General features: G+C 70.5%; 24 protein-coding genes. 12 read left to right on the top strand and 12 right to left on the bottom strand.

Annotation, left to right across the window (positions count from 1 at the left end; all coding sequences use genetic code 11):
- Positions 1-56 precede the first annotated feature (56 nt).
- Positions 57-1,805, bottom strand: a complete 1,749-nt coding sequence (locus ACWD5O_RS01180) for an acetyl/propionyl/methylcrotonyl-CoA carboxylase subunit alpha (RefSeq protein ID WP_450084259.1) — start codon at positions 1,803-1,805, stop codon at positions 57-59.
- Between the two features lie 148 nt (positions 1,806-1,953).
- Between ACWD5O_RS01180 and ACWD5O_RS01175 the strand changes: the two genes are divergently transcribed.
- The 3 genes from ACWD5O_RS01175 to ACWD5O_RS01165 all read left to right on the top strand — a co-directional run bounded on the left by ACWD5O_RS01175 (position 1,954) and on the right by ACWD5O_RS01165 (position 4,419).
- Positions 1,954-2,565 (top strand): PadR family transcriptional regulator, encoded by a 612-nt coding sequence (locus ACWD5O_RS01175; protein ID WP_450084355.1) that lies wholly within the window; start codon positions 1,954-1,956, stop codon positions 2,563-2,565.
- Positions 2,566-2,686: 121 nt separating this feature from the next.
- Positions 2,687-3,646, top strand: coding sequence for an ATP-binding cassette domain-containing protein (locus ACWD5O_RS01170; RefSeq protein WP_450084258.1), 960 nt, complete (start codon positions 2,687-2,689; stop codon positions 3,644-3,646).
- A gap of 17 nt (positions 3,647-3,663) precedes the next feature.
- A complete protein-coding gene (locus ACWD5O_RS01165; RefSeq protein ID WP_354962655.1) occupies positions 3,664-4,419 on the top strand; it encodes an ABC transporter permease in 756 nt (251 codons plus the stop codon).
- A 73-nt stretch (positions 4,420-4,492) separates the two neighbouring features.
- Here the strand turns inward: ACWD5O_RS01165 and ACWD5O_RS01160 are convergent, their stop codons facing one another.
- The 6 genes from ACWD5O_RS01160 to ACWD5O_RS01135 all read right to left on the bottom strand — a co-directional run bounded on the left by ACWD5O_RS01160 (position 4,493) and on the right by ACWD5O_RS01135 (position 9,255).
- Complete coding sequence (locus ACWD5O_RS01160; RefSeq protein ID WP_450004268.1) at positions 4,493-5,146, bottom strand: O-methyltransferase; 654 nt, start codon at positions 5,144-5,146, stop codon at positions 4,493-4,495.
- A complete protein-coding gene (locus tag ACWD5O_RS01155) occupies positions 5,143-5,811 on the bottom strand; it encodes a Maf family protein (protein ID WP_387323258.1) in 669 nt (222 codons plus the stop codon). Before ACWD5O_RS01155 ends, ACWD5O_RS01160 begins: the two co-directional genes overlap by 4 nt.
- A 173-nt stretch (positions 5,812-5,984) precedes the next feature.
- Positions 5,985-7,070: a type VII secretion-associated serine protease mycosin gene (gene mycP, locus ACWD5O_RS01150; RefSeq protein ID WP_450084354.1), complete on the bottom strand. Its 1,086-nt coding sequence runs from the start codon at positions 7,068-7,070 to the stop codon at positions 5,985-5,987.
- 58 nt (positions 7,071-7,128) lie between these two features.
- Positions 7,129-8,499 (bottom strand): hypothetical protein, encoded by a 1,371-nt coding sequence (locus ACWD5O_RS01145; RefSeq protein WP_450084257.1) that lies wholly within the window; start codon positions 8,497-8,499, stop codon positions 7,129-7,131.
- Complete coding sequence (locus ACWD5O_RS01140; RefSeq protein WP_450004270.1) at positions 8,496-8,954, bottom strand: hypothetical protein; 459 nt, start codon at positions 8,952-8,954, stop codon at positions 8,496-8,498. Before ACWD5O_RS01140 ends, ACWD5O_RS01145 begins: the two co-directional genes overlap by 4 nt.
- 88 nt (positions 8,955-9,042) lie before the next feature.
- Positions 9,043-9,255 carry an acyl-CoA carboxylase subunit epsilon gene (locus tag ACWD5O_RS01135; RefSeq protein ID WP_450004271.1) on the bottom strand — a complete coding sequence of 71 codons (213 nt, stop codon included), beginning with the start codon at positions 9,253-9,255 and terminating at the stop codon, positions 9,043-9,045.
- Between the two features lie 90 nt (positions 9,256-9,345).
- Here ACWD5O_RS01135 and ACWD5O_RS01130 point away from each other — a divergent pair, with 90 nt between their 5' ends.
- Both ACWD5O_RS01130 and ACWD5O_RS01125 read left to right on the top strand, forming a co-directional pair.
- Positions 9,346-11,352, top strand: a complete 2,007-nt coding sequence (locus tag ACWD5O_RS01130) for a protein kinase domain-containing protein (RefSeq protein WP_450084256.1) — start codon at positions 9,346-9,348, stop codon at positions 11,350-11,352.
- A 56-nt stretch (positions 11,353-11,408) separates the two neighbouring features.
- Entirely contained in the window at positions 11,409-11,642 is a 234-nt protein-coding gene (locus ACWD5O_RS01125) for a hypothetical protein (RefSeq protein WP_354962661.1), read from the top strand.
- 108 nt (positions 11,643-11,750) lie between these two features.
- Here ACWD5O_RS01125 and ACWD5O_RS01120 read toward each other — a convergent pair whose 3' ends face one another.
- Positions 11,751-12,506 carry a GH25 family lysozyme gene (locus ACWD5O_RS01120; protein WP_354962662.1) on the bottom strand — a complete coding sequence of 252 codons (756 nt, stop codon included), beginning with the start codon at positions 12,504-12,506 and terminating at the stop codon, positions 11,751-11,753.
- A 228-nt stretch (positions 12,507-12,734) separates the two neighbouring features.
- On the opposite strand from ACWD5O_RS01120, the gene ACWD5O_RS01115 reads away from it, so the two are divergent.
- The 4 genes from ACWD5O_RS01115 (at position 12,735) to ACWD5O_RS01100 (ending at position 15,916) form a co-directional block, all read left to right on the top strand.
- On the top strand, positions 12,735-13,478 hold the full coding sequence (locus tag ACWD5O_RS01115; RefSeq protein WP_354962663.1) for a M50 family metallopeptidase: 744 nt from the start codon (positions 12,735-12,737) through the stop codon (positions 13,476-13,478).
- A gap of 32 nt (positions 13,479-13,510) precedes the next feature.
- Positions 13,511-14,494 carry a ketopantoate reductase family protein gene (locus ACWD5O_RS01110; RefSeq protein ID WP_450004275.1) on the top strand — a complete coding sequence of 328 codons (984 nt, stop codon included), beginning with the start codon at positions 13,511-13,513 and terminating at the stop codon, positions 14,492-14,494.
- A 62-nt stretch (positions 14,495-14,556) separates the two neighbouring features.
- Positions 14,557-15,057 carry a SigE family RNA polymerase sigma factor gene (locus ACWD5O_RS01105; protein ID WP_450004276.1) on the top strand — a complete coding sequence of 167 codons (501 nt, stop codon included), beginning with the start codon at positions 14,557-14,559 and terminating at the stop codon, positions 15,055-15,057.
- Entirely contained in the window at positions 15,050-15,916 is an 867-nt protein-coding gene (locus tag ACWD5O_RS01100) for a hypothetical protein (protein WP_450084255.1), read from the top strand. The genes ACWD5O_RS01105 and ACWD5O_RS01100 overlap by 8 nt, the downstream gene beginning before the upstream one ends.
- A gap of 58 nt (positions 15,917-15,974) precedes the next feature.
- Here the strand turns inward: ACWD5O_RS01100 and ACWD5O_RS01095 are convergent, their stop codons facing one another.
- Entirely contained in the window at positions 15,975-17,558 is a 1,584-nt protein-coding gene (locus ACWD5O_RS01095; RefSeq protein WP_449937014.1) for an acyl-CoA carboxylase subunit beta, read from the bottom strand.
- An 84-nt stretch (positions 17,559-17,642) separates the two neighbouring features.
- Between ACWD5O_RS01095 and ACWD5O_RS01090 the strand changes: the two genes are divergently transcribed.
- The gene (locus ACWD5O_RS01090; RefSeq protein ID WP_450084254.1) at positions 17,643-18,518 is read left to right on the top strand and encodes a biotin--[acetyl-CoA-carboxylase] ligase; all 876 of its coding nucleotides are present in this window, start codon (positions 17,643-17,645) and stop codon (positions 18,516-18,518) included.
- 86 nt (positions 18,519-18,604) lie between these two features.
- Positions 18,605-19,177 carry a PH domain-containing protein gene (locus ACWD5O_RS01085; RefSeq protein ID WP_354962669.1) on the top strand — a complete coding sequence of 191 codons (573 nt, stop codon included), beginning with the start codon at positions 18,605-18,607 and terminating at the stop codon, positions 19,175-19,177.
- Positions 19,178-19,219: 42 nt separating this feature from the next.
- Here ACWD5O_RS01085 and ACWD5O_RS01080 read toward each other — a convergent pair whose 3' ends face one another.
- The 3 genes from ACWD5O_RS01080 to ACWD5O_RS01070 form a co-directional block, all read right to left on the bottom strand.
- Positions 19,220-19,765: a MaoC/PaaZ C-terminal domain-containing protein gene (locus ACWD5O_RS01080; RefSeq protein WP_450084253.1), complete on the bottom strand. Its 546-nt coding sequence runs from the start codon at positions 19,763-19,765 to the stop codon at positions 19,220-19,222.
- Positions 19,762-20,475, bottom strand: a complete 714-nt coding sequence (locus ACWD5O_RS01075; protein WP_450084353.1) for a GtrA family protein — start codon at positions 20,473-20,475, stop codon at positions 19,762-19,764. Before ACWD5O_RS01075 ends, ACWD5O_RS01080 begins: the two co-directional genes overlap by 4 nt.
- 63 nt (positions 20,476-20,538) lie before the next feature.
- Positions 20,539-21,075: a GtrA family protein gene (locus tag ACWD5O_RS01070; protein ID WP_450084352.1), complete on the bottom strand. Its 537-nt coding sequence runs from the start codon at positions 21,073-21,075 to the stop codon at positions 20,539-20,541.
- A gap of 436 nt (positions 21,076-21,511) precedes the next feature.
- Between ACWD5O_RS01070 and ACWD5O_RS01065 the strand changes: the two genes are divergently transcribed.
- Positions 21,512-23,356, top strand: coding sequence for a phosphoenolpyruvate carboxykinase (GTP) (locus ACWD5O_RS01065; RefSeq protein WP_354962671.1), 1,845 nt, complete (start codon positions 21,512-21,514; stop codon positions 23,354-23,356).

Raw genomic sequence — 23,356 nt, 5'->3', positions numbered from 1 at the left:
AAAGTGTTAGGAAGGGCCCCTTCTTATGCACCAGGCGTTAATAAGGTGCCCTTCCTTCAGGCGATGGTGCAGATCGCGGCGCCGGCGGTGATCACGGCGCCGACCTCGGCGGAGAGTCCGCTGACCGTGCCGGCCTTGTGGGCGTGCAGCGGCTGCTCCATCTTCATCGCCTCCAGCACCACCACCAGGTCGCCCTCGGCCACGGTGTCGCCGTCCGCCACTGCGATCTTGACGATGGTGCCCTGCATCGGCGAGGCGAGGGTGTCGCCGCCGACCGGGGCACCGGCCTTGGCGCCGCCGCGCCGGGTCGACTTGCGCGCGGCCGGTGCGGCGGTGGTCGTACCCCCGCCGAAGCCTGCGGGGAGGCTGACCTCCAACCGCTTGCCGCCCACCTCGACCACCACGGTCTCGCGCTCGACCGGCGCCTCGGCGGCGCTGGCGGCGGCGGCGAACGGCGGCACGGTGTTGTGGAACTCCGTCTCGATCCACCGGGTGTGCACGGTGAACGGCTCGGAGGTGAACGCCTCGTCCCGCACCACCAGCCGGTGGAACGGCAGCGCGGTAGCCATCCCCTCGAGCACCATCTCGTCCAGCGCGCGGCGGGCCCGCTCCAGCGCCTCGGTGCGCGTCTCGCCGGTGATGATCACCTTGGCCAGCAGGGAGTCGAAGTTGCCGCCGATCACATCGCCGGCCGAGATGCCGGTGTCCACCCGGACACCGGGGCCGGTGGGCAGCCGCAGGGCGGTGACGGTGCCGGGGGCGGGCAGGAAGTTGCGGCCCGGGTCCTCGCCGTTGATCCGGAACTCGATCGAGTGCCCGCGCGGCGTCGGGTCCTCCGTGATGCGCAGCTTCTCGCCGTCGGCGATCCGGAACTGCTCGCGGACCAGGTCGATGCCGGCGGTCTCCTCGGTCACCGGGTGCTCGACCTGGAGCCGGGTGTTGACCTCCAGGAAGGAGATGGTGCCGTCCACGCCGACCAGGTATTCCACCGTGCCGGCGCCGTGGTAGCCGGCCTCGCGGCAGATTGCCTTGGCGCTCTCGTGAATCTGGGCCCGCTGGGCGTCGCTGAGGAACGGCGCGGGGGCCTCCTCAACCAGCTTCTGGTGTCGCCGCTGCAACGAGCAGTCCCGGGTGCCGACCACGATCACGTTGCCGTGCTGGTCGGCGAGGACCTGCGCCTCGACGTGCCGCGGCTGGTCCAGGTAGCGCTCGACGAAGCACTCGCCCCGGCCGAACGCCGCGACGGCCTCCCGGGTGGCCGACTCGAACAGCTGGGGGATCTCCTCCATGGTCCGGGCCACCTTGAGCCCGCGCCCGCCACCACCGAAGGCGGCCTTGATGGCGACCGGCAGGCCGTGGTCGATGGCGAACGCCATCACCTCGTCCGGGCTGGCGACCGGGTCGGGGGTGCCGGGGACCAGCGGCGCGCCGGCGCGCTGGGCGATGTGCCGGGCGGTGACCTTGTCACCCAGGTCGCGGATCGCCTGCGGGGTGGGGCCGATCCAGGTCAGCCCGGCGTCGATGACCGCCTGGGCGAAGTCGGCGTTCTCGGACAGGAAGCCGTAGCCGGGGTGCACGGCGTCGGCGCCGGCCCGGGCGGCCACGTCGAGCAGCTTGTCGATGCGCAGGTACGTGTCGGTCGCGCTGTCCCCGCCGAGCGCGTACGCCTCGTCCGCGAGCGTGGCGTGCAGGGCGTCGCGGTCGGAGTCCGCGTACACGGCGACGCTGCCGAGGCCAGCGTCGCGGCAGGCGCGGATCACCCGGACGGCGATCTCGCCGCGGTTGGCGATGAGTACCTTGCGCACCTTCGTGGCTCCTCCCGGCAGGTTACTGACGGGGAGTGTATCGGCCGCCCTGGTGGCCCTAACGATCGCTCAGTGTGGGATGCCGCACTGTGCGTGCCGCGCTCTAGTCAAACTTGCCTATTACGCTTGTCCGGTGTCTGCGACTCGGATGATGATTCTCGGTCTGGTGCGGTGGATGCAGCCCGTGCACGGCTATGACGTGCGCCGCGAGCTGCTGAGCTGGAGCGCCGACAAGTGGGCCAACGTGCAGCCCGGCTCGATCTACCACGCGCTGCGAAAGCTCACCGAGGAAGGGCTGCTCCGCGCCGTCGCGACCGAGCAGGTCGGTGCCCGTCCGGCGCGGACCACGTACGAGGTGACTCCCAAGGGTGAGGACGAGTTCGAGACGTTGCTGCGGGGCCTCTGGTGGAACTTCTCCGAGCCGGTGGACCCGTTCGCGGCGGCCTTCTCCTTCCTCTCCGCGATGCCGCGGCCCGAGGCGGCGGCGGCTCTGCGCAACCGGGCCAACCTGCTGCGCGCCGGCATCGAGTCGATGCGCGCCTCGCTTGAGTCGGACTGGGTGCGCAACACCAAGCCGGTCCACGTCGGTTGGATGTTCGAGCTGTGGTCGGCGCGGGCCGAGGCCGAGATGGCCTGGTGCGAGCGGATCGCCGAGAAAATCGATTCCGGAGTGTCGTACCTACCTGCTGAGCTGGAGAGCGCCGAGGGTTGGCCGCAGTGGACGGACGGGACCGAGCCGGCCGCTCCCAACGCGGAATAATCAACGTTGACCATAAGAGCTATATCGCGTTAGCCTGCTGACGGCACAGCGGGGGAGTGCGCCGTCCGGCGTCGTCCCCTTCGACGGCCGGCGCGACCGGCCCGGACGACCAGGAGCAGAGATGATCGAGACCAGGGGGCTGCGGAAGTCGTTCCGCTCCCGCGCGGGTCGAGAGACGAAGACGGTGGACGCCGTGCGGGGTGTCAACCTCGAGGTCGCCGAGGGCGAGATCTTCGGCTTCCTCGGCCCGAACGGCGCCGGCAAGACCACCACGCTGCGGATGCTCGCCACGCTGATCGAGCCGGACGGCGGCGAGGCCTCCATCGCCGGCGCGGACCTGCGCAAGGACCCGGCCGAGGTGCGCCGCCGGATCGGCTACGTCCCGCAGGGCGGCAGCACCTGGGACGAGTCCACCGCCCGCGAGGAGCTGGTGCTGCACGCCCGGATGTACGGCATCGGCAAGGCCGACGCGCAGCGCCGCGCCGCCCGCGCGCTGGACGCCTTCCAGCTCACCGAGTACGCCGACCGCAAGTGCAAGACCTACTCCGGCGGCCAGCGCCGGCGGGTGGAGATCGCGCTCGGCATCATCCACGAGCCGAAGATCGTCTTCCTGGACGAGCCGACCACCGGCCTCGACCCGCAGAGCCGCGCGCACATGTGGGACGAGATCCGGCGGCTGCGCCGGGACGGGATGACCGTCTTCATCACCACCCACTACCTCGACGAGGCCGACGCGCTCTGCGACCGGATCGCGATCATGGACAACGGCGAGGTGGTGGCCGAGGGCACTCCGGCCGAGCTCAAGCGGGAGATCTCCGGGGACGTGGTGCTGGTCGGCCTCGACCTGGCCGCCACCCCGCAGGCCGCCCAGGCGCTCGACGGCGAGCCGTACGTCAACAAGCTGGAAACCGCCGACGAGGGCGGCCTGCGCCTCTACGTCGACGAGGGCGCCACCGCCATCCCGCAGGTGCTGCGCCGACTCGACCACGCCGGGCTGGAGCTGCGCTCGATCGAGCTGCACCGGCCCAGCCTGGACGACGTCTTCCTGACCAAGACCGGCCGCTCGCTGCGCGAGTCCTGACCACCCGGAGACGACTCATGAAATTCGCCCGTGACACGTGGCTGATCTTCCAGCGGCAGATCCAACTCCTGCTACGCAACCCGGTCTGGGTCTTCGTCGGCGTCTTCCAGCCGGTGATGTACCTGCTGCTCTTCGCCCCACTGCTCAAGCCGGCGCTGAACGCGCCCACCCAGGCCGCCGCCTACAAGATCTTCGTACCCGGTCTGCTGGTGCTGCTGGCCATCTTCGGTGGCCTGTTCCAGGGCTTCGGCCTGATCGCCGAGCTGCGCGCCGGGGTCATCGAACGCTCCCGGGTCACCCCGATCAGCCGGCTCGCTCTGCTGCTCGGCCGCTCGCTGCGCGACGTGGTCTCGCTGCTCGTGCAGGCGGTCATCATCACCCTGCTGGCGCTCCTGTTCGACCTGCGGGTGTTCATCGGGGACCTGCTGCTCGCGTACCTGATGCTCGCCCTGATCGCGCTGATGACCTCGGCCGTCTCGTACGGCGTCGCGCTCAAGGTCAAGAGCGAGGACGCGCTGGCCCCGCTGATGAACACGGTGGCGCAGCCGGTGCTGCTGCTCTCCGGCATCCTGCTGCCGCTCACGTTCGCGCCCGGCTGGTTGCAGGCCATCGCCGACTGGAACCCGTTCTCCTGGGCGGTCGACGGCACCCGGGCGCTGTTCGCCGGGGACCTCGGCAGCGACAAGGTCTGGCAGGGCCTGACCATCACCGCGGTGCTCGCCGCGGCGGGGGTCGTCTGGGCCGCACGCCAGTTCGCCCGCAGCGTCCGCTGACGCTCGCGCTCCGGATGTCGGGGTGTCCTTCGCGCGAGGACACCCCGACATCCGCGTTCACGGTTGCCTGCGTTCAGCGCACGCGGGCGAGGGTCAGGCCGTCCGCGACCGGCAGCATCACCGGGTCCACCCGTACGTCGGCCAGCACCTCGTCGTTGAAAGCGGCGATGGCCCGGTCGTCGGCGTTCTGCGGTGCGATCACCCGCCCGCCGCGCAGCACGTTGTCGACGGCGATCACCCCGCCGGGGCGCATCCGGGGCACCAGCTCCGCCCAGTAGACCGGGTAGCCGGTCTTGTCCGCGTCAATGAACGCGAAGTCCAGGTACCGCTCGTGCGGCAGCTCCCTCAGCCGGTCCCCGGCCGGGCCGATACGCAGGTCGATCCGGTCCTGCACGCCCGCGCGAGCCCAGTAGCGCCGGGCGATGCCGGTGAACTCCTCGGAGATGTCAAAGCAGGTCAGCTGCCCGCCCTCGGGCAACCCGCGGGCGATCGCCAGCGACGACAGCCCGGTGAACGTGCCGACCTCGACGGCCTGCCGCGTGCCGAGCAGCCGGGTGAGGAAGGTCAGGAACGCAGCCTGTTCCGGAGCCACCTGCATCGTGGCGTGCTCCGGCAGCACCGACCGGGTCTCCTCGGCCAGGTCCCGGATGATCTTGTCCGGCGGGGCTCCGTGCGCCACCAGGTAGGCGTGCAGCTCGTCGGTGAGCGGGATCGATTTGGTGGTCATGACCGGACGTTACCGAGCGGCTCGACCGACTGGCCGCCGGGCGCGACCTTCGTCCACAGATCCGTGATCCGCAGGTCCAGCTCGGCGAGGAGGCGGCGCAGCAGCGGCATCGACAGCCCGATCACCGTCCCCGGGTCACCCTCGATCCGCTCCACGAACGGCCCGCCCAGCCCGTCGATGGTGAACGCGCCGGCCACCGCCAGCGGCTCGCCACTGGCCACGTAGGCGGCGATCTCGTCGTCACTGATGTCGGCGAAGTGGACGGTGGTCGAGGCCACCGCCTCAGCGCGCCGCCCGGCGACAACGTCGATCAAACAGTGTCCGCTGTGCAGGACGCCGCTGCGCCCCCGCATGCGCTGCCAGCGCCGGGTGGCGTCCGCCGGATCCGCCGGCTTGCCGAGGATCTCCCCATCGAACGCGAGCACCGAGTCGCAGCCGATCACCAACGTCCGCTGGTCGGTCGCCGGGCTCAGCCGGGTCAGCACAGCCTGTGCCTTGAGCCGCGCCAACTCCAGGCACAGCTCCTCGGCCCGATCGGTCACGACCAGGGATTCGTCCACCCCGCTGACCAGCACGTCCGGCTCGATGCCGGCGGCCTGGAGTGACTTGCGACGGGCTGGGCTCGCCGAGGCGAGCACGAGACGGAGCGGCAGGGATGCAGACACCCGACCGACGTTACCGGCTCACCACCCTGGCCACGACCATCCGCCCCGCGCCGGCCCGTGCCCACCAGTTCACCCGCTCTTGATCGACTCGATTTCATTGATACCGGGCGGTCCCACCACCCCCCACACCGCGACATCAATGATCCCGAGTCGATCACTGTGCCGTCTTCCGGTCAGCGACTGACCCGGGGAGGCGGATCGTCCCCGCGCCGCCGCCGACGCACCACCAGCACCCACCCAGCACCGGCGGCCACGATCTCCCCGAGGGTGGCCAGACCGCCCACCGACGCGCCGCCGTCGTCGTCCGGCTGAGCGCCGGCCGTCGTGGTCGGGCCACCGCCGGCCGGCGCGCTCGCCGACTCGAACCCCAACGGGGGTACGTCTGCCGTCAGCGCCGCAACGAGGTCGATCACGCCGTAGCCGTACTCGTCGTCGCGCCCGGGCGAACCCTTGTCTACGGCGGTGGCCGTGAGGCGGTGCGCCACCTCCTGCGCGGGAAGGTAGGGGTACTTGGACCTGATCAACGCCGCCGCCCCCGCCACGATCGCCGTCGCGTCGGAAGTGCCGGTTCCCTTGCGGTACTTACCGTTGGTGCTCGTGCTGTAGATGTCGACCGCCGGTGCAACCACGTCAATCTCCGGACCGGTCACCGAGATCGCGGCATGATTCCCGTCCCGATCGATACCCCCGACAGCAATAACGCCCGGATACGAGGCCGGGAAGCTGACGAACTGATCGCGTGGCTTGTTGCCTACCGCTGCAACGACGAGGACATCCGCCCGTGTGGCGGCTTCGACGGCTCTTTGTAGATTGGGGTTCGGTCCAGCAACAGACGAGACGCTGACGATTTCGGCTCCGTGGGCGATGGCATATTCGATTCCAGCCGCAAGATTGTCGCTATTACCCGCCTCGTCCGTAACCTGGATCCGAATGGGGAGAATGCCAGCTCCTGGCGCAATGCCTAAGGCTCCCGTTGTGTTGCCACGTCCATGAGCGGCAATCAGGCCTGCCATGCCAGTGCCGTGACTGCTCGCATCGTCTAGACCGTCGCCGGTGCCTCCGGAAATGAGATCGGTGCCGGGCAACAGATTGCTTCGAAGGTCAGGATGTTTTTCGACACCAGTGTCTGGCACGGCCACTATAACTCCGTTGCCTCGGCTGATTCCTTGGGCCTCGGTGGTATGGAGATAACGAAGGTGCCATTGGTCACCACGAATTACTTTTACACCCGGCGGGTCTGGCGTGGTGTGCGCTGGCAGTGGGAGTTGCAGCACGGCGGCGCTCAGGCTGGCCAGGGCCGTCCAGGCGGCATGAGGCTTATCGATCAAGGCCAATGGCGGGGCCGGGATCGATCGGATCCTGTTTGTCGGGCGGGCGGACCACAGGGTCAACACCCTGATCTGTCGCCCACGGATGTTCGGGATCCCAGGGACGCCGCTCATCGCGCTGAGCTTCCCGAGGGTTCAGGCGAGATGCGCCACCACCTGGAGGGATGATGCTCGGAGCACCGCCGAACGGCGGGGATCCGTGTGGTAAGCCCGGGCTCCGGCCACTACCCGGTCGAGACCCCGCTCCGCCTGTAGGTCCAGTGCCGGCGCCTCCGCCACCGATCACGCCGCCGACTGGATTTGTGCGACGAGGTGGAGTGCTTGCGCCGGGCTGTCCGAGTCCAGTTCCGGGGATGCCCCCAATCAAGCCTCCCGGAGGCATTGGACGTGGCTGCGCGGGTGGGACTGCATGAGTTGGCGTCGCATTTCCGCTGCCCCGACCGTTGATGGAATGGGGCTGCGAGCCAAGCGTCTTGGAGTTCGTAACTGGCGGGATGCCCGGCGACCGGGACGGCGGTCCGAGATTCGACGTCGGGCTTGCTGGCGTTGTTGCCGTGGGTCCAAGACCTGGACCAGTGTTTGCGGGCGCGTTGGCTAGCCCGGTGGCCGCCGCGCCAAGCACAGGCCCGAGCCCGGGAGCAATCGGCGACTCAACAGGCCGGACGGTCGCGTGCGGCCGGGCTGCGGAAGATGTCGTCGGAGGCGCGGGCACGATGGGAGGAATAACGGGGGCGGCAGATCCGCCGTATACATCTGAGTTCGCTTGGTCGGCGACCGGTTTGGTTTTTGGTGGTGGAGGTGGTTTTTGGAGGGTGGCTTGGGCTTGTTGGAGTTCGCCGCTGAGGTTGAACATCATGCCCCGCGCCTGCGCGTTCAGCCGTTCCAGTTCGGCGTCGGTCACCGGTGATTCGGTGACTCGGCTGCCCATGACCGCTTTCGGGTCGGCGGCCGTGGCCTCGTACGCCTGTTTCCGCTGGAGCTTGGTCGCGTACTCCTCATGGATCTTGCGAAGCTCGGCGCGGGTGGTGCCGATGGCCTGGGTGGCGGCGGAGAGCGCGGTGTAGTTGGCGGCGGCGGCGTCGTGGGTGTGCCGCACCTTGTCGATCAGGTCATCGAGTTGGGCGAGGTACGTGCGGGAGGCGGCGCTGGTTTCGGGCGGCCACGCCTCGGCGAGACCGCGCCGGTATTCCTGGAGCCGGCCGAGGTGGATCTGGGCCAGGTCGCAGACCTTGCGCCAGCCGGCGACCTGCTTCCAGTGGTTGGCGGTGTCGTGGTCCTGCAGGCAGGCCCACATGCTGTTGACGTCCATCAGTTGCCAGTCGGTGACGCCGGAGGTGCGGCCGCTGCCCCGTTCGATCACGGCAGCACCACCGGCCTGTCCCCGTCGGCGCCGGTCGGGTCGGGCAGCATCGGGGTCGGGCCTCCGGGCAGGACGGTCCCCGGGTCGGCGAGTGCCCGCTGCACGTCCACGACGCGGGCGGCCGAGAAGGCGTCGGCGTCGGAGTATTGGGTGGCGACCCGGTCGGCGACGGCGGCCAGGTGGCCGGTGGCGCCTCGGACGGCGTACACCATGTCGGCGGTGGCCTGCTGTGTCTCGTGGTGCGCCTGCAGGAAGGTGACCAGCTCGATGAAGGCGTCGCACGGGTTGGGCAGTTGGGCGGACATGTCGTCGGCGATGTACGACAGGTGTGGCGCGTAGTTGCTCTCGACCTCCGCGGCGAGCCGGTCGGCGAACTCTCGGAGTTGGCGGATGTCGGCCTCGATGCCGCCGTAGTTGCGCAGCCAGGGGGTTGGCCGGTCCTCTTCGGGGATCATCGATCCTCCCTACCCGTCACGGCACCGTTTCCCTGAGTGAGGTTAACGGCTGGGAGCGACGCTGGCAGCCCCCGCACGGCGGGTCGGGTCAGCGGGGCAGATCGGCGGAGCGCCATCCGCCCGGGCGGGCCGTGAGCACCGCGCCGGCCGGTCGACCGCTGCGAGCCCAGGCCGACGTGGCTACCGGCGCGGAGGCGGCGGCCGGGCGGGACCGGACGACGATCGCCCCCACGAGGGCGGCCAGTTCCTCGGTGGTGGGCACGCCGCGGACGACCCGGAACAACGGCTCTTCGGCAGACATGACGCCAGGGTACGCGCCGCGAAGTTACCGACAATGCGGAGTGGCGTGCCGGCGGTGTGACGATCAGGGGGTCCGGGTACCGTCTCACCGATGTCGAACGCGCTTCCCCAACTCGTCGCTGACCGATACCGGCTCCTGTCGCCGCTCGGCCAGGGCGGCATGGGTCGGGTGTGGAAGGCGCGCGACGAGGTGCTGCACCGGGACGTGGCCATCAAGGAGTTGGTGCCGCCGCCCGGCCTCACCGACGAGGAACGCCGCGAGATGCGGGAGCGCTCGCTGCGCGAGGCCCGGGCCATCGCCCGGCTCAACCACGTCAATGTGGTGCGCATCTTCGACGTTCTCCGCACCGACGGCGATCCGTGGATCGTCATGGAGTACGTGGCGTCGAAGTCGTTACAGGACACCCTCGCCGAGAGCGGGCCGGTGCCGCCGGCCCGCGCGGTCGAGATCGGCCTCGGCGTGCTGGGCGCCCTCAACGCCGCGCACAAGGCGGGCGTCATGCACCGCGACGTCAAGCCGGGCAACGTGCTGCTCGGCGACGACGGCCGGGTGGTGCTGACCGATTTTGGTCTCGCGACCATCCCGGGCGACCCGAACGTCACCCGCACCGGCATGGTGCTCGGTTCGCCCGCGTACATCTCTCCGGAGCGTGCCCGGGAGGGCACCGCCGGGCCGGAGGCCGACCTGTGGTCGCTGGGCGCGACGCTCTACGCGGCGGTCGAGGGCAAGTCGCCGTACGCGCGGCCGTCGGCGATCGCCACGCTGGCCGCGCTGGCCACCGAGCCGATGCCGCCGCCGAAGAACGCCGGTCCACTCAAGCCGGTGCTCAACGGGCTGTTGCGCAAGGACCCGAACGAGCGGATCAACGCCGAGGTGGCGGAGCGGCTGTTGCGCCGCGCCGGTGGCAAGCGGGCGCGCAGCATCTCGCTGCTGGATGGCGTACGCCGGCCCGGGCCGAACGGTCCGCGCGAGCCGCGCCCGCCGCTGGTGCCGGCGCCGCGACCCGCCGACAAGGGCGCTGACCGGCCGGTTTCGCCGCCGGCCCCGCGGACCCCGCCGGCAGCCGCGGCCGTGACTCCCGTCGTCGACACCAGCTCGACGCCCAGTGATGCGAGCCCGACGGCCGTCGTGCCTCCCGCTGCGGACGCCGACCCGACCGCGCCGGTTTCGGCCGAGCCGACCGCCACGATCGACCGCCCGGACACCGCCGAGGCCGACCCGACGGCGAAGGTGACGGCCGCGGTCGGCACATCCGCCGACGGCACGACGAAGGCCGACGACGAGCCGACCGAGGTCGACGGCCCGCCGGTGGCGCCGGAACAGCGCAGGCCGCCGACCCCGACGTCGGTCATGTCGACCCCGGTGAGCCCCGCCGGGCGTGCGTCCGTGCCGCTCTATGGCGGTACGAAGCCGAACAACACCCGGCGCAACCTGCTGATCGGGGCCGTGGTGGCCCTGCTGCTGATCGGCCTCGTGGTGATCGTGCCGCTGCTCACCAAGGGCGACGGCGACGAGAGCCCGCAGGCCGGCCCGACCGGGGGTGCCGCTACCTCGGCTCCGGCGCCGCAGACCACGGCTCCGGCGGTGCCCCCGCCCACCAGCGGCGCGCCCAGCCCGACGGCCTCGGCCACCCCGTCGGTCGATCCGAACGCGCTGCCGGCGGGCTGGAAGCTGCACAAGGACCCGGCCGGCTTCGCCCTGCCACTGCCGGACGGCTGGTCGCGCCGGCAGGTCGACGGCATCACGGTCGTCTTCAGCCAGAACAACGGGCCGGGTGAACTGCTCGTGCAGTGGACCAGCACTCCGGCGAAGGACGCCGTCAAGGACTGGCAGGCGCAGGAGCCGAACCGGAAGAGGCTCGTCAACAACTACCAGTATCTCAGCATCAATGCCTGCGACTTCTGGAAGACCTGCGGCGACTGGGAGTGGCTGGAGACCCGGGACGGGACCCGCATCCACGTCCGCAACCGCGGCTTCGTCACCGCCAGCAACCGCGGTTACGCCCTGCGGTGGGAGATCGCGGAGAAGGACTGGCAGGCCAACCTGCCGAACTTCGACCGGATCGCCAAGGGCTTCGTGCCCGACCGCAAGGACTGAGCATGACCTTCCGTCGTCCGGGGTATGTGACCTTCGACGACGGAAGGAGGCACGACATGGGTTACCGACGGAGGGACGCTCGGCCCCGGCTGGCACTGTGGATGCTCGTCGCGCTCGGCGACGCCGTCCTGCTGCTGGTCAGCGCGGGAATCTGGGCGCTCATCGCGCTGCTCAGCGTCGTGACCGTTGCCGTCTGCGGGGTGGCTGCCTGGCGGCTGACCCGGCGGAGCGCTCTGGCCAGTGAGGACGCTCCGGTGGTGGTGCCGGCGATGAGCCGACGGCGGGCCTGACCCGTACCGGTGGTGTGGCGGCAGCCGGACCGATTGTCGACCGTGCGGTGACAGCCGATCCCGCTGCCGCCAACCGCCTCCCCAGGCGGATCAGGCGGACCGGTCCGGTCAGGGCGTGTTGTTGGCCAGCGCGATCAGCCGCGACCGGTCGCCGTTCCAGTAGTTGCGGTCCACGTTGCCGCTGATCCCGGAGACGGCGCCGGTGCTGGTGTACTGCCAGAAGCTCCACACCGGCGCACCGGCCGGCAGGGCGCCTGGGGTGCTCGCCCAGCGGGCCAGCCAGAGCGGGTGGTTCGCCCAGGGGCCGGTCCAGCTGCCGGTGCACTGGTTCCAGAAGCTGGTCGTGGTGTAGATGACCGCGTAACGGCCGGTGCGGGAGCGGTAGGTGTTCAGGAAGTCCTGGACCCAGTTGCGCATCCCGGTGGTGCTGAGGCCGTAGCAGTAGCCGCCGGCGTACGGGTTGGCCTCCAGGTCCAGCGCGGCGGGGAGGGTCCGGCTGTCCGCCGACCAGGCGCCGCCGTTGGAGGCCAGGTAGTTGGCCTGGGTCGAGCCGGCGGAGATGTTCGGCCGGGCGAAGTGGTACGCCCCGCGGATCACCCCGGCGTTGTACGAGTTGACGTAGTTCGCGTTGAAGTTCGGGTCCTTGTAGCTGGTGCCCTCGGTGGCCTTGATGAAGGCGAACTGGATGCCGGCGTTGCGCACGCTGGTCCAGTTGATGGTGCCCTGGTAGCGGGACACGTCGACGCCGGGCGTGGTGGCGGCGGCCGCCGGGCCGGCGGTCGCGACCAGGGTCGCCGCCGCGGTGGCGAGCAGGGTGAGGCCGGCCGCGAGCACGCGGCGCAGCGGTGATCTGGTACGGGCCATGGCTGCCTCCAAGGGCGTCGGTCTATTGACGCCCATCTTTGGAGGTTAGTGCCCTAGATCGCAAGAGTTGTAGAAAAAAGCTTCATCGACCGGGGGTCGGTGGTGCCTCGACGTAGTGCTCGCCGTCGAGCCGGCACAGCCTCAGGGAATGCCACTCGATCAGTCTCACACGATACGAGCCGGTGGCCCGGGACCGATACCGGAACGACGCCGGTAGGCTCGCGCCCCATGATGTCGATCGACGGGCTGAGCGACCTGTGGGACACGCTGTTCGGCGCGCAGCCGGACCCGCCCGCGCTGTTGGTGCTGATCACCGCGGCCGTCGCGCTGGTGGTGGTCAGCACCCGACTGCCGTGGCGGATCGCCCGTAACGCCATCACCATCGCCCACGAGGGCGGGCACGCGCTGATCGCCCTGCTCACCGGCCGCAAGCTGCGCGGCATCCGGTTGCACTCGGATACCTCCGGGCTGACGCTCTCCGCCGGTCGGCCCTCGGGGCCGGGCATGATCCTCACCCTGCTCGCCGGTTACGTCGCCCCGCCGCTGGTCGGGTTGGCCGGCGCCTGGCTGCTCGGCGGCAACCGGATCACCCTGCTGCTCTGGGTCGCGGTGGTGCTGCTGCTCGCCATGCTCGTGATGATCCGCAACGCCTTCGGCGTGGTGTCGCTGCTGGTCACCGGCGCCCTGGTGCTCGCCGTCTCGTGGTACGCCACCCCGCAGGTGCAGGCCGCCTTCGCGTACACCGGGGTGTGGTTCCTGCTGCTCGGTGGGGTGCGGCCGGTGGTGGAGCTGCAACGGCTGCGCTCGCGCGGCCGGATGCCCGCGTCCGACGCCGACCAGCTCGCCGGCCTCACCCCGTTCCCGGCGTTCTTCTGGGTGCTCTTCTTCGCCCTGGTCAACCTGGTCGCGCTCGTCGCCGGCGCGCTGCTGCTCGCCGGCCCGATCCTCACCGACGCCGGCCTGACTCTCTGACCACGAGGGTTCGGGCGGGCAGAATGAGGCGCATGCGATACGTGATCATCGGGGCGGGCGCGGTCGGCGGGACCATCGGGGTACGGCTGGCCGAGGCCGGTCGGGACGTGACCCTGGTGGCCCGGGGCGCGCACCTGGACGCGATCCGCGAGCGGGGCCTGACCCTGCGCCAGCCCGACGGCGACCTGACCGCCCGGCTCGCCGCCGCGGACGGCCCCGGTGACCGCCCGCTGCCGGCCGACACGGTGCTGATTCTCACCGTGAAGTCGCAGGACACCGCGGGCGCGCTGGCCGCCTGGGTGGACGCGCCGGTGGACGGGGGTGGCACGGCGGGGGAGCGGCTGCCGCTGGTCACGGCGCAGAACGGGGTGGCCAACGAGAGGGCCGCCCTGCGGCTCTTCGCCGACGTGCACCCGGTCTGCGTCTGGCTGCCGGCCACCCATCTGGACCCGGGCGTGGTGGTGTCCAACGGCTACCCGCACCCGGGAATGCTGCACATCGGGCGCTACCCGGCCGGCGTCGACGACACCGATCAGGCGATCGCCGCCGACCTGACCGCCGCCGGGTTCGTCGCCCCGGTCCGGCAGGACGTGCTGCGCTGGAAGTACGGCAAGCTGCTCGCCAACCTCGGCAACGGCCTCCAGGCGCTGCTCGGCCGGGACATCCCGGACGCGCTGGCCGAGCGGGTACGCGCCGAGGGCGTCGCCGCGCTCGCCGCCGCACACATCGCGCACACCTCGCCGGACGAGGAGCGAGCCGAACGCGGCGATCGGGTTCAGCAGCGCCCGGTCGACGGCGCGGGCCGCTCCGGCGGTTCCACCTGGCAGAGCCTGGCCCGGGGTACGGGCTCAACCGAGGTCGACCACCTCAACGGTGAGATCGCGCTGCTCGGCCGGCTGCACGGCGTACCGACGCCGGCCAACGTGGCCGTGCAACGCGCGGTGCGCCGGGCGGTGCGGGAGCGGATCGGAGCCGGCGCGTTCCCGCTCGCCGACCTGGAGAAGATGATCGCCTGACCGGGGCAACCGAGGACCCCACCCGGCGCGTGTTCCCTGCGACCGACACGGGGAGGTAGCGGGTGCCGGACGTCAACGGGTTCGACGAGTTCTACCGCGGGAGCCGGCAACGGCTGCTCGGTTTCGTCTACGCGCTCACCGGCGACCGGGTCGAGGCGCAGGACGCCGTGCAGGAGGCGTACATCCGGGCGTGGCAGCGCTGGTCGACGGTCAGCCGGTACGACGACCCGGAGGCGTGGGTGCGGGTGGTGGCCAGCCGGATCGCGGTCAGCCGGTGGCGCAGCCTGCGCAGTCGCGCCCGCGCGTACCTGCGGCACGGCGCCACCGAGACCGTTCCCGGCCCGGGCACCGACACCGTCGAGGTGGTCGCCGCGCTGCGCCGGCTGCCCGAGGAGCAGCGCACCGCCATCGCCCTGTACTACCTGATGGGCATGCCAGTCGCCGAGGTGGCGCGGGAGACCTCAGCCCCGGTGGGCACCGTCAAGGCCCGGCTCTCCCGGGGGCGCACCGCGCTCGCCGGGCTGCTCGCCGTCTCTGAACTTGAGGAGGCTACCGATGCGTGACGACCTGGCATTCGTCGAGCGGGTCCACCGGGACCTGCGGGACGTGCGGTGGCCCGAGCCGCAGGAGATCCGGGCCCGGGCCCGGCGGCGCAATCGGCGTACCGCCGTGACCGCCACGGTCGTGCTGGTGATCACGGGGGCGTCCGCCGTCGCCGTGGTCGGCAACGGTCGTGGGCCGACACCACCCCCGGTGGCTGCCTCGGCGAGCCCGACCGCACCAGCCCGGGGCGAGATCGCCGCCGACGCACTGTTGCAACCGGCCAACCTGGCGCAGCCGGCGCAGGTGCAGCTCAGCCAGTCGGGGTTGGGGGAGATGGTCGTCGTCGAGAACATGCTGGGTTACTGCCGGGAAGAGCAGGGGATGGCCCCTGCCTGGCAGACGTCCCGCTGGTCACGGGCGCTGACCATGTTCCGGGAACCCGCAGAGGCCGCCGACACCGGTCCCGATGACTTCCTACTCAGTCAGGATCTGTACCGGGTGACGCCGGAGGCTGCCGGGTCGTTCTTCGCCGACCTCGACCGGCTGGTGGCTCCCTGCGCCGAGTGGCGCAGCGTCGGGCCGTACGAGGTCGCGGGACGCAAGGGGACCGGGACGGCGGTACACCGGTGGGCGGTGGTGCAGCGGGACTTCGCCGGCGACGGTGCCGCCCTGCTGCGCCACACCGTGTCGCAGCCCCGCGACCAGAAGACCGGCAAGGCCATTGGTGACGAGCACTCGCCCACCAGCACGGCGGTGGTGCGAGTGGGTGACCTGATCACGGTGCTCAGTCTGGGACGGAACAGCTCCGAGCCGGAGCTGCGCCGGCTGGCCGTGGTGGCAGCGCGTCGGATGTGCCTCGCCGCCAACCCCTCCTGCTGACCACGGCCGCCCTTGGTCTGCACAACTTCTGTGAAGTTGCGCGGACCAGGGAGCGCGGTCAGAGCGGGATGTTGCCGTGCTTCTTCGCCGGGAGGGTTTCGCGCTTGGTGCGCAGGACTCGTAGCGCCCGGACGATCTGGGTCCGGGTCTCGTGCGGCGGGATCACCGAGTCGATGTACCCACGCTCGGCGGCCACGTACGGGTTGGCCAGGGTGTCCTCGTACTCGGCGATCTTCTCGGCCCGAACCGCCGCCGGGTCCTCGGCGCCGGCCAGCTCGGAACGGTAGAGGATGTTCACCGCGCCCTGCGCGCCCATCACCGCGATCTGCGCGGTCGGCCAGGCGAAGTTCAGGTCCGCGCCGAGATGCTTGGAACCCATCACGTCGTACGCCCCGCCGTACGCCTTGCGGGTGATCACGGTGACCTTGGGAACGGTCGCCTCGGCGTACGCGTAGATGAGCTTGGCGCCGCGGCGGATGATGCCGTCCCACTCCTGACCCGTGCCGGGCAGGAAGCCGGGGACGTCCACGAAGGTCAGCACCGGGATGTTGAACGCGTCGCAGGTGCGGACGAACCGGGCGGCCTTCTCCGAGGCGGCGATGTCCAGCGTGCCAGCGAAGTGCATCGGCTGGTTGGCCACCACGCCGACCGGGCGCCCCTCGACGCGGCCGTAGCCGACCACGATGTTCTGCGCGTAGAGCGGCTGGACCTCCAGGAACTCCCCGTCGTCGAGGACGTGCTCGATCACCTGGTGGATGTCGTACGGCTGGTTGGCCGAGTCGGGGATCAGCGTGTCCAGCTCCCGGTCCTCGTCGCTGATGGCGAGATCCGCCTCGGCGGGGTGGACCACCGGCTCGTCGAGGTTGTTCGACGGCAGGTACGACAGCAGTGCCTTGACGTAGTCGACCGCGTCCTCCTCGTCCGTGGCGAGGTAGTGCGCGTTGCCGCTGCGCGAGTTGTGCGTACGGGCCCCGCCCAGCTCCTCCATGCCGACGTCCTCGCCGGTCACCGTCTTGATCACGTCTGGGCCGGTGATGAACATGTGCGAGGTCTGGTCGACCATCACGGTGAAGTCGGTGACCGCCGGGGAGTAGACCGCGCCGCCGGCGCAGGGGCCCATCACCAGCGAGATCTGCGGGATGACGCCGGAGGCGCGGACGTTGCGGAAGAAGATCTCGCCGTAGAGGCCGAGGGAGACCACGCCCTCCTGGATGCGCGCCCCGCCGGAGTCGTTGATGCCCACCACCGGGCAGCCGATCTTCATGGCCAGGTCCATCACCTTGACGATCTTCTCGCCGAAGACCTCGCCGAGGGAGCCACCGAAGACCGTGAAGTCCTGGGCGAAGACGCAGACCTGCCGGCCGTCCACCGTGCCGTAGCCGGTGACCACACCGTCGCCGTACGGCCGGTTCTTCTCCAGCCCGAAGGCCGTGGACCGGTGCCGGGCCAGTTCGTCCAGCTCGACGAAGGAGCCCTCGTCGAGCAGCATCTCGATCCGCTCGCGGGCGGTCTTCTTGCCCCGGGCGTGCTGCTTCTCGACCGCGCGCGCCGATCCGGCGTGCACCGCCTCGTCGACCCGGCGCTCCAGGTCCGCCAGCTTGCCCGCGGTGCTGTGGATGTTGGTCCCGGTCTCGGTAGTCACCCAGGGAATATAACGATGGTTCAGGACGACGCCGCTGTGCAGTACGCCTCAGTGCCGGTGCGGCCACCGCCGTAGGCTGGCGGGATGCCGGGCTCCCCGTACACCGATCTGGACCGCCCGCCGTTGTCGGCGGCCCGGCTGCGGCGCGCGTTGGTCGCGCCGCACGGCCCGTGGGCCCGGCTGGAGCTGCGCACCGAGACCGGCTCCACCAACGCCGACGTGGCCGAGGCTGCCCGGGTCGGCGAGCCCGAGGGCCTGGTCGTGGTCGCCGAGCGGCAGACCGCCGGTCGCGGCCGGCGCGGCCGCGTCTGGCAGTCGCCGGCGCGGGCCGGGATCACCACCAGCGTGCTGCTGCGGCCCGGCGAGGCCGTGCCGGACCGTGGTTGGCAGGCCGCGCCGCCCACCGGGTACGGCTGGCTGCCGCTGCTGGCCGGCGTGGCGCTGGTCGAGGCGGTGGCCCGGCTGGCCGAGCTGGAGGCCACCCTGAAGTGGCCCAACGACCTGCTCATCGGTGACGCGAAGTGCGCCGGCGTGCTCGCCGAGGCGGTGCCTGGGGGTTCGCCGGACCAGCCGCCGGCGATCGTGCTCGGTATCGGGCTGAACGTGACGCTGCGCGCCGACGAGCTGCCGGTGAACCCGACCGGGCTGCCGGCCACCTCGCTGAAGTTGGCCGGCGGGGCGGCCACCGACCGGGACCCGCTGCTGCGGGCGTTGCTGCGCGCGGTCGCCGACTGGTACGAGCGCTGGCGCGCCGCCGGTGGAGACGCCGTGGCCAGCGGCCTGCGCGACGCCTACCTGGCGGCCTGTGCCACGGTCGGTCGCGAGGTGCGGGTCCTGCTTCCTGGCGGCGACGACCTGACCGGCACCGCCACCGGCGTGGATCCCGACGGGCAGCTCCTGGTCACCACCCCCACCGGCGACCGCGTCCTGGCCGCCGGCGATGTCCTGCACCTCCGGTGAACGCAACCCGCCCCGTGCGGCTGATCCGCCGGGGCGGTTGGACCGGTTACGGTCTGCGCGTCGGAAAAATGGCGATGGAGGTTCCCGTGGCGTTCCCCGAAGACGTGCTCACCGAGGACGAGCACGTCGTGCTGCACCTGCACCCGCACTGGAAGGCGTTGATCCGGCCGATCGCGGTGCTGGTGCTGGCCGTTGCGGCGGTAGTCGTTGGCGTGCTCCTGCTGCCGGCCGGCGGCGGTGGCTCGATCGCGCTGGCCGTGATCGGGGTGCTCGCCCTGGTCGCCGTGTTCTGGCTGGGGCTGTGGCCGTTCCTGGTCTGGCGCACCACGCACTACCTGTTCACCAATGAGCGGGTGCTGCTCCAGCAGGGTGTCTTCTCCCGGGACCGGCGGGACCTCCCGCTCACCCGGATCAACGACCACTCGATGAACCAGCGTTTCATCGAGCGGCTGCTCGGCTGCGGCACGCTCACGATCGAGTCCGCCGGCGAGCGCGGCCAGTCGGTGCTCGCCGACGTCCCGGGCGTCGGCCAGGTGCAGACCACCCTGTACGAGCTGGTCGAGGCGCAGCACGACAAGCACTCGCTGGGCGACGGGGAGATGCGTGACATCCTCGCCGACATGCGCGAGGGCAAGCCGCTGCGCGACACCACGAGCTGATTCCGACTGCGTGACCCGCCCCGGCCACCGCGCCGGGGCGGGTCAGGCGGTCGGTTCGGTTTCGGTCGGTTCGGTCTCGGGCGACGGGTCGGCGGGGCGCAGGGCGAACCAGCCGCGGAAACGGGTCCGCAACACCTCCTGCTCGGGCCGGTCGTCCGGGCCGAGGCGGAGCATGGTGCCGGTGAGGCTGGCGGTGCCGAGGCCCGGGCGGGCGGTGGACGGCCGGGCGCCCATCACGTCGACCCTCACGGCGAGCCGGTCCCCGGCGCGCACCGGGGCGAGCCAGCGCAGCTCCTCCAGGCCGGGGGAGGCGTCCGCCGCCGCGCGGGACAGCAGGTGGTCGACGTACGCCCGCATGAACAGGCTGACCGTGTAGAAACCGCTGGCGATGAGCCCCCCGTGCCGGCTCGCTCCGGCCAGCTCCGGGTCGACGTGGTACCACTGCGGGTCGAAGCGGCGGGCGAAGGCGACCATCTCGTCGCCATCCACCGTGACCACGCCGAGGTCGACGGTGAGCCCCGGGACGAGGTCCTCGAAGAACAACTCGGCGCGTGCCCCGGTGCCGGAGCGGGCTGCGGGTGGGGTCACCGGCGGGGCGCGCGGCGGGTGCCGGCGTGCAGCTCCGCGGCGAGTTCCGCGTCCAGGTCGGCGGAGAAACCAGCGCTCAACGGCGTGGGCCTCCCCTGGGTGGGAGCGCCGATCGGGCCGGGTGCGGTCGCCGGACGGCCGTCGGACTCCGACTCCTCCAGCTCGGAGACGGATTCGGCCAGCTCGGCGACCGGGTCCATCCCGGCCATGGTGTCCCACTCGTCACGCGGGATGCTGTGCCAGGTGGGCTCGGCCTTCGCCTCGGTCTCGGCCGGTACGACGGGCTGGAAGACGAAGGTCCGGTACGACCAGAACCGGAACAGGGTGGCCAGCAGCACGCCACCGGTCTTCGCGACGTTCAGTGCCAGCAGGCCGTGGACGCCGAGGCCGTACTTGGCTGCGGCCAGTACGCCCAACTCAATGAGCAGGCCGGTCGCGTTGAAGAGAAAAAACAGGACGTACTCCCGCCGGAGCGCCGATTTCGGGCGGTCCCGGTACGTCCAGTGACGATTCATAAGATACGACGTGATCGTGGCGACGATGGTCGCGATCACGGTGGCCTTCAACTGACCATCGGCAAAGACGGTGAGTGCAAGGACATTGAACACCGCGTAATTGATGACGGTGTTGATGCCGCCGACGATGCCGAATTTGAGCGCCTCGCGGATGAACTTCTGCCAGCGCTCAGGCAGCAGACGGACAAGACGCATGCGAAACACCTTAGGGCAGTCGGTGAGGCCGGCGATCACCGGCCGGACGAGGTGGGCGGCAGGTCACGCCCCGTGGTCTCGGTCGTGCTTCACCTGCGGAACGGTCCGGGTTCCCGCTTCGACGAAGACGAACCGCCGGTAGGACCAGAATCGGAAGAGCGTGCCGAGGCCCGTGCCGACGACGAAGCTGGCGATGTTGTCGGCCAGCGGCGTCTGGAACACCACCGGCCAGATGCTGCCGAGCCCGTACCGGCTGATTGCGAGGCAGGCCACCGCGATGCCGAGGCCGACAGCGTTGAAGAAGAAGAAGAGCGCGTACTCCCGGGCCGGATTGTTGCGTTGGCGGTGCCGCCAGGTCCAGAACCGGTTGCCGACGAACGCGAAGCTGGCCGCGAGAACGGTGGAGATGGTCTTCGCCGTCACCTGTTCGACGCCACGCGCGGTCGTCAGGTAGTTGAACAGCGCGAAGTCGATGAGGAAGGCGATGCCGCCGACCGTGGCGAACTTGCTCAACTCGCGGACGAGGTGACCGAAACGGTCGAGGAGTGCCCGGACCAGACCCGGCCGGGTCTGCCGGGGACCCGGTTGCTCCCCGGTCATCGTGGCGGCCACGGGCCGAGCGTACCGGCTGATGACCAGTCAGCGGGGTAGCAACGGCGAGCATGCGTGGTCGCTCGTGCCGGGCTCGCGCCGGGTGCGTCGCTGCTGAACGCAGCGTAACCAACGGGAGGAGTGACGCGTCCCGGAACGGGAATCCACGCAACGGTCGGCGGGACCGGTTCGCCGCTCGACCGCAACTCACGTCGACGGGGTGCACAACAAGATTTGCGTGAAACTGCGCGGGAAAGCGGGTATCAGCTCCCAATGCCGCAGCGTAGCCGTAGCTTGTGCAGTTCTTCACAACCAGTCCCACTGACTCGGAAGGCTGCCCGGTTTACGCTGAGCCCAATCCCAGGTTTCCACGAAGCGACGCATCGCGCCGCTGAGACTCGTGCATCCCATAGATCGGTCAGCGTCGACCACAAGGAGATGTGTCATGGTTGCTCCGGCTGTTGTGCGGGGTATCGATCAGGCCCCGACGTCCCATCCGAAACTGCTCGCCTGGGTCCGTGAGGTCGCGGAACTGACCACCCCCGACCGGGTCGTCTGGGTGGACGGGTCCGACGAGGAGTGGCGCCGCCTCACGGATGAGCTGGTCGAGGCCGGCACCCTGATCCGGCTGAACCCGGAGAAGAAGCCCAACTCGTTCTACGCGCGCACCGATCCCACGGACGTCGCCCGGGTCGAGGAGCGCACCTTCATCTGCTCCGTCGACGAGGCGGACGCCGGCCCCACCAACAACTGGATGGCGCCGGCCGAGATGAAGCGGACGATGAACGACCTGTACCGCGGTTCGATGCGCGGTCGCACCATGTACGTCATCCCGTTCGTCATGGGCCCGGTCGAGGCCGAGAGCCCGATGTTCGGCGTCGAGGTCACCGACAGCCCGTACGTGGTCGCCTCGATGCGGATCATGACCCGGATGGGCGCCAGGATCCTCGAGGCGATGGGTGACGACGCGGACTTCGTGCACGCGTTGCACTCGATCGGCGCCCCGCTCGCGCCGGGCCAGGAGGACGTCGCGTGGCCGTGCAACGAGACGAAGTACATCTCGCACTTCCCGGAGACCCGCGAGATCTGGTCGTACGGCTCCGGGTACGGCGGCAACTCGCTGCTCGGCAAGAAGTGCTACTCGCTGCGGATCGCCAGCGTGATGGGGCGCGACGAGGGCTGGCTTGCCGAGCACATGCTGATCCTCAAGATCACCTCGCCGGAGGGGAAGGTCTACCACATCGCGGGGGCGTTCCCCTCCGCCTGCGGCAAGACCAACCTGGCCATGGTGGAGCCGACCATCCCGGGTTGGAAGGTCGAGACCATCGGCGATGACATCGCCTGGATGCGGTTCGGCGAGGACGGTCGCCTCTACGCGGTCAACCCGGAGTACGGCCTCTTCGGCGTCGCGCCGGGCACCGACTGGAAGACCAACGCCAACGCGATGCGGACGCTGGACCGGGGCAACTCCATCTTCACCAACGTGGGCCTCACCGACGATGGGGACATCTGGTGGGAGGGCATGGGCGAGCCTCCGGCGCACCTGATCGACTGGAAGGGCAACGACTGGACGCCGGACAGCGACCGCCTCTCCTCGCACGCGAACAGCCGGTTCTGCACCCCGATCACCCAGTGCCCGATCCTGGCCGAGGACTACTACAACCCCAACGGCGTGCCGATCGACGCCATCCTCTTCGGCGGCCGCCGCCGGGACACCATCCCGCTGGTGACCGAAGCTCGGGACTGGGTGCACGGCGTCTACATGGGTGCGACCCTCTCCTCGGAGACCACCGCCGCCGCGTCCGGCGCGGTCGGCGTGGTGCGTCGGGACCCGATGGCGATGCTGCCGTTCATCGGCTACCACGCCGGTGACTACTTCCGGCACTGGATCGAGATGGGCAAGGGCACCGACGGCGACGAGGCCAAGCTGCCCAAGATCTACTACGTCAACTGGTTCCGTAAGGACCCGGACGGCTCGTTCCTCTGGCCGGGCTTCGGCGAGAACTCCCGGGTGCTGAAGTGGGTCGTCGAGCGGATCGAGGGCCGGGCCGCGGCGGTGGAGACCCCGATCGGCATGGTTCCGGCCCCGGACGCGCTGGACGTCGAGGGCCTGGACATGACCCCGGAGGACGTCCGGATCGCGCTGAAGGTCGACCCGGACGAGTGGCGCAACGAGCTGCCGCTGGTCACCGAGTGGTTCGAGAAGTTCGGTGACAAGCTGCCCGGCGTGCTCTGGGCCGAGCTGGACGCGTTGCGGGCCCGACTGGACGCCGCGCAGCCGCAACGGTAG

Source organism: Micromonospora sp. NPDC005161, from assembly GCF_053599855.1.
This window is presented reverse-complemented; position numbering and strand designations above follow the sequence as displayed.